General features: G+C 64.6%; 11 protein-coding genes. 4 read left to right on the top strand and 7 right to left on the bottom strand.

Annotation, left to right across the window (positions count from 1 at the left end; translation table 11 throughout):
• A partial coding sequence (locus AB0N72_RS18615; RefSeq protein ID WP_364081378.1) for a hypothetical protein occupies positions 1–210 on the top strand: 210 nt, incomplete at its 5' end.
• Between the two features lie 88 nt (positions 211–298).
• On the opposite strand, the gene AB0N72_RS18610 is transcribed toward AB0N72_RS18615, so the two are convergent.
• Positions 299–490 (bottom strand): DUF1508 domain-containing protein, encoded by a 192-nt coding sequence (locus tag AB0N72_RS18610; RefSeq protein ID WP_044569301.1) that lies wholly within the window; start codon positions 488–490, stop codon positions 299–301.
• A gap of 160 nt (positions 491–650) precedes the next feature.
• Between AB0N72_RS18610 and nboR the strand changes: the two genes are divergently transcribed.
• Positions 651–1,286 (top strand): nicotine blue oxidoreductase, encoded by a 636-nt coding sequence (nboR, locus tag AB0N72_RS18605; RefSeq protein WP_363933843.1) that lies wholly within the window; start codon positions 651–653, stop codon positions 1,284–1,286.
• 20 nt (positions 1,287–1,306) lie between these two features.
• On the top strand, positions 1,307–1,774 hold the full coding sequence (locus AB0N72_RS18600; RefSeq protein ID WP_363933841.1) for a GNAT family N-acetyltransferase: 468 nt from the start codon (positions 1,307–1,309) through the stop codon (positions 1,772–1,774).
• A gap of 57 nt (positions 1,775–1,831) precedes the next feature.
• Here AB0N72_RS18600 and AB0N72_RS18595 read toward each other — a convergent pair whose 3' ends face one another.
• The 5 genes from AB0N72_RS18595 to AB0N72_RS18575 all read right to left on the bottom strand — a co-directional run bounded on the left by AB0N72_RS18595 (position 1,832) and on the right by AB0N72_RS18575 (position 9,199).
• Positions 1,832–4,639: a molybdopterin cofactor-binding domain-containing protein gene (locus tag AB0N72_RS18595; RefSeq protein WP_363933839.1), complete on the bottom strand. Its 2,808-nt coding sequence runs from the start codon at positions 4,637–4,639 to the stop codon at positions 1,832–1,834.
• The gene (locus AB0N72_RS18590; protein ID WP_363933836.1) at positions 4,629–5,564 is read right to left on the bottom strand and encodes an FAD binding domain-containing protein; all 936 of its coding nucleotides are present in this window, start codon (positions 5,562–5,564) and stop codon (positions 4,629–4,631) included. Before AB0N72_RS18590 ends, AB0N72_RS18595 begins: the two co-directional genes overlap by 11 nt.
• Positions 5,555–6,793 (bottom strand): XdhC family protein, encoded by a 1,239-nt coding sequence (locus AB0N72_RS18585; protein WP_363933835.1) that lies wholly within the window; start codon positions 6,791–6,793, stop codon positions 5,555–5,557. Before AB0N72_RS18585 ends, AB0N72_RS18590 begins: the two co-directional genes overlap by 10 nt.
• Before the next feature lie 315 nt (positions 6,794–7,108).
• The gene (locus tag AB0N72_RS18580) at positions 7,109–8,698 is read right to left on the bottom strand and encodes an NCS2 family permease (protein WP_363933833.1); all 1,590 of its coding nucleotides are present in this window, start codon (positions 8,696–8,698) and stop codon (positions 7,109–7,111) included.
• Between the two features lie 6 nt (positions 8,699–8,704).
• Positions 8,705–9,199, bottom strand: a complete 495-nt coding sequence (locus tag AB0N72_RS18575; RefSeq protein WP_011776019.1) for a nucleoside deaminase — start codon at positions 9,197–9,199, stop codon at positions 8,705–8,707.
• 400 nt (positions 9,200–9,599) lie between these two features.
• On the opposite strand from AB0N72_RS18575, the gene AB0N72_RS18570 reads away from it, so the two are divergent.
• Positions 9,600–10,940 carry an 8-oxoguanine deaminase gene (locus AB0N72_RS18570; RefSeq protein WP_363933831.1) on the top strand — a complete coding sequence of 447 codons (1,341 nt, stop codon included), beginning with the start codon at positions 9,600–9,602 and terminating at the stop codon, positions 10,938–10,940.
• Positions 10,941–11,099: 159 nt separating this feature from the next.
• Here AB0N72_RS18570 and AB0N72_RS18565 read toward each other — a convergent pair whose 3' ends face one another.
• On the bottom strand, positions 11,100–12,668 hold the full coding sequence (locus AB0N72_RS18565) for a hypothetical protein (RefSeq protein WP_364081374.1): 1,569 nt from the start codon (positions 12,666–12,668) through the stop codon (positions 11,100–11,102).
• Positions 12,669–12,846 lie beyond the last annotated feature (178 nt).

The following is a 12,846-nucleotide window of genomic DNA, read 5'->3' as shown; positions in this document are numbered from 1 at the left end:
CTCGGAGCAGACGGCTTCGGCTTCTCCGACACCCGCCAAGCCGCCCGCCGCTACTTCAAAAACGACACCCACTCCATCGTCGCCAAAACCCTGCAGATGCTGGCGGCGAGGGGCGAGGTCGAGGAGGGCGCGCCGTCGTACGCCATTGACCGCTACAAGCTGCTCGATGTCAACGCCGGCACCACCGGCGGAGCAGGCGGAGACGCCTGACAGGTCCTGACAACGAAATTGGCGGCAATGTTCTTCATGAACATTGCCGCCAATTGTCGTTTTACCCGGTCAATCCGGGAAGAGGGCATCAGGTGCCCAGGTTCCTCCGGTCGACCACGAATCCTGTTGCCGCGTTTTCGCGAACTGCGTTGATGCCGGCAACTACTGCCTTCAGGTTTGGAAATTGTGGTGACACTGCCACAACAGTGCCATCTTCTGCGGTGAGCCGGAACCGGAATGAGTTGGTGCCTGCCTTGAGAATCTCGAAACTGCCCGCCATGTCCCCTGTTCTTTCACGCGTCGTTGCGTCGTCGAGCTGACTTCATAACTCCCTCATCGACCCTAACGGCCATTTCGTGGGGCTAACAGCCCTACTCAGCAGTAGTTTGAAACCGATATAGGTAGATCAAATGGAAAGCCGCCAAGGAGCTAGAGACCGCATGCACCCCCGCGCGTATGGTGAGGATATGACTCAATCCGGCCCGCCCACCACGGGCGTCCTGCTCGCTGCGGGCGCCGGCACCCGCCTGGGGCGTGGCCCGAAGGCGCTGCTGCCCTTCCGCGGCCGCACGCTGGTGGAAGTTCTGGCCGACACACTGTTCGACGGCGGTTGCAGCGAGGTGGTGGTGGTCCTCGGTGCCGAAGCCGACCGTGTCCGCAGCACCACGGAGCTGGGCACGCACATGGTGGTGGAGAACCCTGGCTGGGCCAAGGGCATGGCTGGCTCGTTCCGCGCGGGTATCGACGCCGCCGCCCCCGGCAACAGCATCATGGTGGCCTTGGTTGACCAGCCCGGATTGACTCCGACGGCGGTGAGCAGGTTGCTGGGCAGCCACCGTTCCGGCCGGGTCACCGCAGCTGCTTACCCTGATGAGTCAGGCCGGCTGAAGCGTCGGCACCCGGTGATTTTCGACGTCGGCCTCCGCGGTGAAGCGGCGGCCGCCGCCCAAGGCGACACGGGCGCGCGCTCGTTCCTCAAAGCGCATCCGGGGTTGGTGGACCTGGTGGACTGCAGTGATCTGTGCTCGGGCGAAGACCTGGATACCAAGGATCAGCTGCATCTTCTGGATGGGTAGCAGCCGGTAGATTAGGGGCCATGATCCGCATCGAGACTGACGATCCCGCACGCCCTGACGTCCACGCTCTTCTGAGTGAGCACTTGGCCGACATGTTCGCCACGTCTCCGGCGGAGAGTGTCCATGCTTTGGACCACTCGGCCTTGTCCCACGAATCGATCACGTTCTGGACTGCCCGGGAGGACGGCGTCTTGCTGGGATGCGGAGCGCTGAAGATGCTCTCCAGCGGGCATGCCGAGATTAAGTCCATGCGCACAACGGCGAGTGCCCGGGGGCGTGGAGTGGCCACCCGGATGCTGGAGCACATTGTGGCCGAGGCAGGACGGCGGGGTTACGAACGGCTCAGCCTGGAAACCGGCACTGAGGACTACTTCGCCCCGGCCAGGCGTTTGTACGCGCGGCACGGATTCACGGAGTGCCCGCCGTTCGCGGACTACGCGCTGGACCCGAACAGCGTATTCATGGAACTCACCCTCGCACCCAAGTAGGGGACAGCAAACGTCGCTATGAGGGCTCATAGCGACGTTTGCTGTCCCCTAGTTGGGTTAAACGGGGGCTGTGGTGCGGTCGCGCAGGGCCAGGTAGATCTTGTCCCGGGCGATGGGCAGCTCAGCAAAGCGGACGCCCGTTGCGTTGCGGATCGCGTTGGCCAGCGCGGGGGCCACCGGGTTGAACGGACTCTCACTCATGGACTTGGCGCCCAGCGGCCCCGTGGAGTCGTTGGTCTTTGCGAAATAGACCTCACTCCGGGGCACGTCGGCAAACGACGGGATGTGGTACTGCCGCAGGATGTCCGTGGTGACCCGGCCAGCGTCGTCAACTTTCACTTCCTCGTACAGCACCGCTCCGAGCGCCTGCGCAATGCCGCCCTCGATCTGGCCTCGGCATTGGCGCGGGTTGACCACCACACCGGCGTCGGCAGCCTGGACACTTTGCAGGATCCGCAGCTCGCCCGTTCCCGTATTAACAGCCACACGGAAACCGTGGACGTTGAAGGCAACCGAGCGCGGCGTCCCACCCCAGTTCCCATCGGTGGCGAGCCGAACGCCCTGCAGGCGCGCGGCGTCGACGATTTCCTGCAGCGGAACCACGCGGACGCCACAGTCCACAGCGCCGTCCACCAGGCGGCAGTCGGACAACGCTGCCCCGGTCAGGGACGCTGCAACGGTCTGGATGCGGGTGGCGAGTTCAAGCGCGGCGCCCAGTGTCGCCTTGCCGGCCACCACGGTTCCTGCCGAACCGAATGCGCCGGTGTCGTGCTCCACCAGATCCGTGTCCGACTGCCGCACTGTCACCTTGGACGCCGACGTTGCAAGCGCTGTGGCCGCCAACTGCGCGTGGACGGTAGTGGTGCCGTTCCCGAATTCCGCAGTACCGACGTCGACGGCGAACCTTCCGTCCGCTTCCAAGCCCACCCGGGTATGGGCGAAGTGGCCGCGCGGCGGGACGGTGTCGATCATGGACAGGGCCGAGCCCTCCCCGACCACCCACTCGGGCCCGAGGTCATCGAGCCCGGCGGCACGGTACCGTTCCTTGCCGCGGTCCAAAGCGTCCCGCACCAACGCCACGCACTGGTCCAGGCCGTAGCTTCCGTAGTGGACGTCTTCCTCGGGCTCGGGAGTGGTGGAGAGCATGTGATCGCCGGGCCGGACCATGTTTTTGAGCCGGAACTCCAAAGGGTCCATGCCGATCCCGATAGCCAACTCATCGATGGCGGACTCGATCGCGAAAATCATCTGGCTCAGCCCATAGCCCCGGAACGCACCGGCCGGAACAGTGTTGGTGTACACCGCGTGGGCGTCCACTTTCTTGTTCACGCACTTGTAAACGGCCAGGGACTCGCCGCAGCCGTGGAACATCACCCCAGGGGCGTGGTTACCGTAGGCCCCCGTGTTAGTGAGGACATGCAGCTGCAGCGCTGTGAGCGAGCCGTCACGGCTGGCACCGGCCTTCAGGTGGATGGTGAACGGGTGCCGCGTGGTGGTGGCAGTGAATTGTTCGGTCCGGGTGAACTCCAGCTGGACGGGCCGGCGGAGCGCCAAGGCGGCCAGGGCCACGAGGTCCTCCGTGAGGACTTCCTGCTTGCCGCCGAACCCACCGCCCACGCGCCCGGCGACCACGCGGATGGTCTCCGGCGCCAGGTTGAACAATCGGCTCAACGTCCTCTTGACCAGGAAGGGAACCTGCGTGGAAGAGCGCACCATCAGGCGTCCATCCTCGTCCACCCAGGCAATGGAGGCGTGCGTTTCCATGGCCACGTGCTGCACACGCTGGGTTTGGTACGTGTGCTCGTGGATGAAATCGGCGGCCGCGAATCCCTCCTCTACACTGCCGAGTTCGGCGTGAACCTCAGCCACAACGTTCTGCAGGGGCCTGGAGATGCGGGAGAAGACACCGTCCTTTTCGCCGTGGATCGCCGGAGCGCCGGGCAGGATGGCCTCCTGCGGAGTGAACACCGGTTCCAGCAGTTCGTACTGCACCTCCAGTGCGCGGGCCCCGGCCTCTGCCGCGCCCACCGATTCGGCAACGACGGCGGCAACCCGCTGGCCGATGAAGCGCACCACGTTGTCCAGGACACGCGTGTCATCGGGATCGTCAGTGAAGTTTTCGTGTTGCGCAGTGGAGAAGAGTTGCTGCGGAGCGTCCTCGTGGGTGAAGACCGCCACCACGCCTGGAATCGCCAACGCCGGGGCTTTGTCGATGGAGACGATCCGGGCATGGGGGTGCGGCGAACGCAGGAGCTTCATGTGCAACAACCCGGGGAGTTGCCCGGCCGGGACGTCGAGTGAGTAGCGGGCGGTCCCTGTGACCACTGCCTGGCCCGCAGGTGCGGGGACGTCGTCGCCAAGCTGGCCCGGCGTGGCGGGAACAGCGGCGGGTGGCTGTGCCCCCGAAACGTCGGCTCCGGCGTCGTGCGTGTGATCGCTGCCGTGGCCGCAGACGGCGTCCGCGATTGCGCGGTAGCCGGTGCATCGGCAGAGGTTTCCCTTGAGGTTGCGGGGCAGGTTGGCGCGCTGTTCGTCGTCGAACGTTGCTGCCGTCATCATCATCCCGGCGCTGCAGAAGCCGCACTGGAAGCCTTGCGCTTCGAGGAACTGTTCCTGCACAGGGTGCAGGCCTTCCCCGGACGCGAGGCCTTCGATGGTGGTGACTGCCTTGCCCTCGGCACGGACGGCCGGGTAGATGCAGCTGTGGACGGGCGTGCCGTCCACGTGGACCGTGCAGGCGCCGCAGTCGCCGCCATCGCAGCCCTTTTTGACGCCGAAGTTGCCCTGCTCCCGAAGGAACGTGCGCAGGCACTGGCCGGGTCGGGGTGTGGCCTGCGAAGCAGCGCCGTTGATCTCAATTGCCATGGGAGGCCTCCTTGTGGGTGCCTGGTGTTTCGGGTTGCGTGGACGGCTGGGGCGATGTGGCGTGCGGCGGCCAGAAATCGCCGGACACTGTGATCGACTCATCCAGCAGCTCGGCCCTGATCTCTTCGGCGAGCTTGAAGGTCATGTCGCGGCGCCATGCCGGAAGGCCGTGGATGTCGTCGTGGTACAGCGGCCAGGGGATGGAACGCTCGACGGCGTCGGCCAGCGCTGCTGCGTCGGGAACCTGATCAGCGGGGAACCTGAGCTGTACCGGCCTTTTGGTGGAGGCGGTGACTGTGATGACCAGCCCAAAAACGGGATCGAGCCTGCCGATCAGCAGCACTCCGGAACGGCCGAGGTTGCTGAGCGACAAACGCCGGAACGCCACACGGGCGGAGAGTGCTTCGGCAGGAAGTTGGATGCTGCGGAGCAACTCGCCCGGCGCCAGGACTGTCTGCATGTCGCCCACCACGACGTCGGCCACTGGAACCGTGCGGCTGCTGCCGTCAGGGCTGAGGATGGTGGCCACGCCGTCGAGTCCCGCGCAGAGGGACGTCATGGGGCCAGCCGGCAGTCCCGTGCAGATGTTGCCGCCCACGGTGGACATGTTCCAGATCTTGAACGAGGCCACGAACGAGTCGCAGCACGGCCGGATCAGGGCCAGCCCGGGCCACTCGCGATGCGCTGCCTCGGTGGAAACGGGCAGCGCATAGAGCTCTGCCACAGTGCAGGTGGAGGCCAGTTCGATGCCGTCATCAGTGATGGTGATGGATGGCCAGTCCGCCTGGCCGAGGTCCAGCAGCCGCTTGAGCACGCTACTTCCGTAGGAGAAAAGGACCGTACCACCGGCGAGCCAGGCATCGCCGTCGCGCCATTGTGAAGGGTCCGTGGTGGGCACCACGGCCTCGATGGTGTTCATGTCCATGGGTCCTCCTGAGTGAGGTGTTGAGGTACTGGGTGAGTCGGAGCCGGGTGTATGGGACCCGCGCCGTCCTTGAGGGAAGGAAACCCGGTCTTGTTCTGGCCGGCCCCACGTTCCGCGATGATTTCGGCCGTGACGGAGACGGCGACTTCGGCTGGCGTCACGGCTCCAAGGTCCAGCCCGATGGGTGAATGCAGCCGGTTCAAGGACTCCGCGGGAGTCCCTGCCTGGAGCAACGCATCCACACGTTGCCTGTGGCTTCGGCGCGAACCCATGGCACCGACATACGCCAGGTTCAGCCGCAGCGCGGTTTGGAGCAAGGGGATGTCGAATTTGGGGTCGTGGGTGAGGACGCACACCACGGTGCGGGAGTCGATACGGCCGCCCGCGGCCTCGGATTCGAGGTACCGGTGTGGCCAGTCGGTCACCAGCTGATCGGCGCCGGCGAACCGGGTCTGGGAAGCGAATGCGGGCCGTGCATCGCAGAGGGTGACGTTGTAGCCAAGGAGCTGGCCGGCCGGCAACAGGGCTGCGCCGAAGTCATTGGCCCCAAAGACAAGCATCCGAGCCGCCGGCAAGCGACTTTCCACGAACAGCGTGATGGGCTGCGGTTCTTCCTCTTCCCGGGGTGGGGCTGCCAGTCTCTCGGTGGTGACCCAACCGTCGATGCAACCCTCCGGAGGGGCCAGCCGGACCAAGCCTGCACGGCCACCCTGGAGCAGGGGCTCCACTTGGGCAGCTGCCGCAAAGAGTGTGGAGGGATGGTCGCCCAGCAGTTTCGCCAATTCCGGTGATTCCATGGCCCGGAACCGCATGGGATCATCAACCACCATCACCCCTCCCCCGGCGTCGAGCCGACGAATCAACGCCGCAGGACGTTGCGCCCCGGCAAACACTGACAGTTCGGGAGAATCCGCGCCGAAAGGCTGGATGTGGACTTCCAGCTCGCCGCCGCACGTAAGTCCGACGGCGAACGCGTCCTCGGCACTGTAGCCGTAGGACTCAATGCGCGGACCGCCGTCGCGCATGGCTTCCAAGGCGGCCTCCACTACGGCGCCCTCGACGCAACCTCCGGACAAACTGCCCAGGATGTCGCCGTTTTCGGAGACCATCATGGAGGTCCCCAGAGGCCGCGGCACCGAGCCGCCGCTCCCTACGATCGTGGCCACGGCCAATCGTTGGCCGGAAACCGCAGGCCGCCAGCTGCCCAGTGAAGGCATCAGATCCAGCATGGCAACACGTCCTTTTTCCAGGTGTCCCGGCCGGGATGGCCCGGCCGGAGCAGTGCGCGATCTTGCCTCATATTCTCATTACCTGAGGTTGTTGAGGGGTAGTCGCGGCTATTCGATAAGAGTTCATAGGAACGGGGGCAAGGGCTTCATCTCCCTGCCCCCGTTCCCTGACGGAGCGTCGGCGACCAGCCGCCGCCCGCCGTCGTGCCTGTTCACCAGGGACGACGACGGCGGACGCCTATTCGTGCGGTGGGTACCGACGGACCGTCGATCGGAGTGCCGGATGGGACCCGCCGGCGCGGGGTTGGCTCCCGGTCAGACGCCCATCAGGGCGTTGATCGGGCCGCGGGCGAAGTAGATGATGAAGCCTGCCGTGACCACCCACATCAAGGGGTGGACCTTCTTGGCTTTGCCGGACGCCGCGCTGATCACCGCAAAGGAGATGAAGCCGACGCCGATTCCGTTGGCGATGGAGTACGTCAGCGGCATGGTCACGATGGTGAGGAACGCAGGGAGCGCGATGGAGAACTTGGTGAACTTGATCTCGCGGATCTGCGCCATCATCATCGCACCCACCACAACCAAGGCTGCTGCAGCTACTTCAAGCGGAACCACCGACGTGAGCGGCGTGAAGAACATCGAACCCAGGAACAGCAGGCCGGTCACCACCGAGGCCAGGCCGGTCCGTGCGCCCTCGCCGATGCCCGCCGCTGAGTCGATGTACACAGTGTTGGATGAACCGGACGTTGCCCCGCCCACCACCGCGCCCATGCCTTCAACAATGAAGGCCGACTTCAGCTTGGGGAACGTGCCGTCCTTGTGGGCCACGCCTGCGCTCTTGGCCAGGCCGGTCATGGTGCCCATGGCGTCGAAGAAGTTGGTGAACACCAGGGTGAAGACCAGCATGGTGGCAGCGAGGCCGCCGATCCTTGCAAAGGCACCGAAGAGGTCGAATTGGCCAACAAGGCTGAGATCCGGGACGGACACCAACTGGCTGGACAAGATGGGGACGTTCAGGTGCCAACCGCCGGGGTTGGTGGCGCTGCCCGGTCCGATGTGGAAGATAGCCTCGACAACTGCGGCGAGGACAGTCGTGGCGACGATGCCGATAAGCAGGCCGCCCTGGATTTTGCGTGCCACGAGGATACCCATGGCCAGCAAACCAACAATGAAGACGAGGGTGGGGATGGACGTGATGGAGCCGTCGTTGCCCAACTGAACCGGTGGGCCGCCCGCAGTGGGACGGACGAAGCCCGAATCTACAAAGCCAATGAAGGCAATGAACAGGCCGATGCCAACGGTGATGGCGGCCTTGAGTTCCTTGGGGACCGCCTTGAAGATCGCTGTCCGGGCACCCGTGGCACCGAAGAGGACGATCAGGATGCCGTTGATGACCACCAGGCCCATGGCTTCCGGCCACGTGACTTCCTGGATGACTGCTACAGCCAGGAAGGAGTTGATGCCGAGGCCGGCGGCGAGGCCGAAGGGCAGGTTGGCGATCAGGCCGAAAACTATGGTCATGACGCCGGCGGTCAAGCCCGTGACAGCGCCAACCTGTGCTGCTGAGAGCCACCCGCCTGCCACATCCGTGGGGGCGTTCTCTGCCGAGAAGCCACCCAGGATCAGCGGGTTCAGGATGACGATGTACGCCATGGTGAAGAACGTGACCAGGCCGCCCCGGAATTCCCGGGCCAGCGTGGATCCGCGCTTGGAGATCTGGAAGAACTTGTCCAGGAAGGAGTTCGACACCGGTGGCTTGCTGTTGCCGGTTGCCGTGTGCTTTGCCGCTGTGGGCTCTGCGCTGTTGTCTCCGTTGGGGAGGAGCGCAGCCTGCTTCTCAGCGGCTGTCTGCTTTTCAGCGCTATCTTGCATGTCTGCGGTATCCAGGATTTCCATGTCAGCCACCGGGCCCTAGTAGTCAATCCTGGAATCAAGCGTGTTCCATGTGTTGAACGGCTGGAGGGCCTCCGGAGCCTGGGGGTCGCCCAGTTCCAGCTTGGCTACCGGCATCAGCGCGTCCCGGTTGTCGTTCTCGAAGTACTCGTAGAAGACAGCGTCATCGAAGCCAACGGATGCGGCGTCGTGGCGGTCTGCGGCAAAGAACACGCGGTCTACGCGTGCCCAGAGTGCGGAAGCCAGGCACATGGGGCACGGCTCGCAGCTGGTGTAGAGGGTTGCTCCGCTCAGATCGAAGGTTCCCAGTTCGCGGCAGGCGTTACGGATGGCCGTGACTTCTGCGTGGGCGGTGGGATCGTTCGTGGCGGTGACGCGGTTGACGCCTTCGAAGGCTCGCCCATCCGCGGTGACAATGACGGCCCCGAACGGGCCCCCACTGTTAAGGACATTGGCTGTAGCCAGCTCAATGGATGTGGCCAGGAATTGCTCGGCCGTGACGGTTGTACTCATGTTGCGACTTCCTTAGTGCTGTGGAAGCCGGGTGACCTGTTTGGGGGCGCTACAGAGAGGAGCTCCAGTTAGCTTGGTTACCAGGCTTCAGCATGTGCGATGAAGGTTAAGTTGCGCCTGGTAGATAGCTTCCCGAGGTCCGGGTGCCCGCCTTTGGCAGTTAGAGCGTAGCACCACGTTTGTGAGCCGCGCCATAGTTTTTTGAAAACTTTATTTCGTCATGTGAAATTACTTAATCGGGCCGCGTGCTGCCCGAATGTGACCGCCCACGGGCGTTGACTGCCGCCGTCGGGCCTCTTACGCTTTTCTGACCGGCCGCTTTGGCCGCCGGAACCTGGATCAGCAGACAGGGCCTAACTGAGCTGGAACGCATACATGCCGACCAGACAAGGAACCGTCCATGCTTTGGATCAAAAACCCATTGGGTATCTTCACCGGGAACGACCTCGACGCCGGAAACGGCCTGGTAGTTTCCGACCACGGAACGATCGTGGAACTCGTGCCCGCCGGGGCGCAGCCCTCCGTGCCGTGTTCCGTGTTCGATGCCTCCGCCCACGTGGTGCTTCCCGGGCTGATCAACACGCACCACCACTTCTACCAAACCCTCACCCGCGCCTGGGGGCCGGTGGCCAATGTGCCATTGTTCCCCTGGCTGCAGAACCTCTACCCGGTGTGGGCCCGGCTCACTCCCCGCAGCCTCGAGCTCGCAGTGCAGGTCGCACTGGCGGAGCTGCTGCTGTCCGGCTGCACCACCGCCGCCGACCACCACTACCTCTTCCCCGACGGCATGGAAGACGCGATTGATATCGAGGTCTCCGCCGTACGCTCCATGGGAATGCGGGCCACGTTGACCCGCGGGTCCATGACCCTGGGAGAGGACGACGGCGGGCTGCCGCCCAGGACCACGGTCCAGTCGCCCGAGGCGATCCTCGCGGACAGCGAACGGCTGATTCGTTCGTATCACGAGACCGGTGACGGGGCCGTTGTGCAGATCGCCCTGGCTCCGTGCTCGCCCTTCTCCGTGACCAAGGAGATCATGGCAGAATCCGCCGTCATGGCCGAGCGGTATGACGTCCGGCTGCACACCCATCTTGCCGAAACCATCGACGAGGAAGACTTCTGCCGGTCCATGTTCGGCCTGCGGACCGTTGATTACCTGGAATCGGTTGGTTGGCTGGGAAACCGTACCTGGCTTGGCCACGGCATCCACTTCAACGACGAGGAGATCGCCAGGCTGGGAGCCGCGGGCACCGCCGTCGCGCATTGCCCGACATCGAACATGCGGCTCGCCTCCGGGACCGCGCGCGTCCTGGAACTTGAGGCAGCGGGCGTGCCGGTGGGGCTGGGAGTTGACGGATCGGCGTCGAACGATGCCTCCAACATGATCCTTGAGGCACGGCAGGCCCTGTACCTGCAACGGCTCCGGTACGGGGCTTCCGTGCCCGTATCCCGGGCGCTTGGCTGGGCTACACGTGGGTCTGCCGCAGTGCTTGGGCGTTCGGACATCGGGCAATTGGCCCCCGGTCTTCAGGCGGATCTGGCCATGTTCAAGCTGGACTCACTGCGGTTCTCCGGAAGCCACGACCCCGTAGCCGCCCTGCTGCTGTGCGGGGCAGACCGGGCCGATCGCGTGATGGTGGGCGGGCAGTGGCGCGTTGTTGACGGGGCGATTCCGGATCTTGACGTGGCAGGGCTCATCGCGGAGCACTCGGCGGCGGCGCGGAAGCTCGTGTCCGGGTAGCTTGTGGTTTCTCCGGGCCTGGCTGGCTGGCCCGTTTCGTGGCTTCGCTGCGCACCATGCCATGCGCGCGGCACAGCGCGCAGCGATCCAACGAAACGGGCTCTCCCAGCCTCCGGTCCCGCGCGTCATTCTCCAGCAATGACGCGGAATACCCTTCGGCTAGATGGTGATTTTGTAGACGTGGTGCGTGTATTCGTTGGCAAACGAATCAGTAAACGCGCCGTTTTGGACGGCAATAGTCCTGTTCTCACCGACGACTTCCACCTGCGTGCCGGTAATCCCGGCCGGAAGGGTGAAGGTCCTGGATCCCGTGGTGCCATCCTTGCCCATGGCGAAGATGTACGCTGATCCATCGTTGGCCTTCAGCATGGAATCAATGCCGTCACCAAAGTTCCATACATACGACTGCGTGTTGATCACTGGCGCCAGGGCCTTGATCTCGTTGTTCACCGCACCGGCTGCCGCCACCTGGTCCTTGAGGCACGGAGTGGCTTTCAGCCGTGCATCCGCGAAGGCATCCCCGCTGATGCAGTCATTGATGTTCTGCTGATCCGGCGACTGACTGAACCATACAATCCCCCGGGCCTCGTGAATGATGCTCGCCCATACCTGGGCCTTGGTTTGCTCGGGAGTGAGTTGCCTGTAACCGCCCGTTGAGCCACCCGTCGACACCACGGTTGGAAGGGCCCAGATGGGAGCCTGGACATTGCGGGCCGCATTGACCTCCTCCTGCAGGGAAATGATCTTTCCGTAGCTCGACGCCGTCCGGCAGTTCGCCGTCACGATCGGGGACTGCCCCGCCGGCGTGCGCCACCGGAGTTGGTTGTCACCCCAGTCGCACTGGGGTACGGCGTAGAAGTACTGATCCACGCTATTGACGTTGGCCGTGTTGTAGTAATCCGTGCTGAAACCCATGGACCGGTCGTAGGTGAGAATTCCGGACGTCCAGTTGGAGTACGTGAACCGTCCGGTTTTTGCGGGGTCGAACTGCGCCGCAAGCTCCCGCATGTGCGCCAGGCCCGATGCCGTATCGAAGCGTCCGTCAACTTCATCGTCCAGGAGTGTTCCCACTTGGTTGGCCCAATTCGCGGGAGCATCACTGGGCGAGAACAAGGTGAACATGCCGTTTGCTGTGATGCCCGCCGAGGGTGTTGCGGGGTTGCCTTGGGCGTAGGTGTTGATCCCGAGAGCCTTGTCATACTTCAGCTGCGCATCGCTTCCGGGCGCGCCATACCAAACCACGATGGGCAGGAACGCGGGATCGTCCCAGCCGGCGGCGTCAGCCTTCGGGAACTTCTTCCAATAGCTGGGACCGCCATCCCAGGGGACCCTGGCCAGGTTGGCGAGGGTGCCGGTGGTTGGGGGCGTGGTGGGGGTCGGGGTTGGGGTTGGGGTGGCCGTCGGGGTTGGGGGCGTGGTGGGGGTCGGCTCCGAAGTGGGCTCCGCCGTCGCGGTGGCCGTCGGGGTCGTGGTAACCGTCGGCTCCGAAGTAGGCTCCGCCGTCGCGGTGGCCGTCGGTGTTGGGGTCGCGGTAACCGTCGGCTCCGAAGTGGGCTCCGCCGTCGCGGTGGCCGTCGGTGTTGGGGTCGCGGTAACCGTCGGCTCCGAGGTGGGCTCCGCCGTCGACGTCGCGGTTGGGCTTTCGGTGGGCTGCGGTGTCCCGGGGTCCGTGCAGCCGGCCAAGGCCAACGCGAACACCGCCCCCAGCGTAACGAAGGTGCGTTTCATGACATTGTTTTCCTTTGGGGAGGCAGCCTGAATGCTGCTGCTGCGGCGCCAGACCCCCAGTTCCGGCTTTTCTTTCACCTGCCGCGGCAAGTGTTATCCGCCGGGCTTCCATGTCCCGGCATGGCTCGATGACGAGCGCCAATCAATGCTTGGCATGCTGCGGTGCGACGCCTGCGGA

Source organism: Paenarthrobacter sp. NPDC089307, assembly GCF_040685055.1.
Classification (GTDB): domain Bacteria; phylum Actinomycetota; class Actinomycetes; order Actinomycetales; family Micrococcaceae; genus Arthrobacter.
Note: the sequence above shows the minus strand (reverse complement) of the source record. Positions and strands in the feature narration are given on the sequence as shown.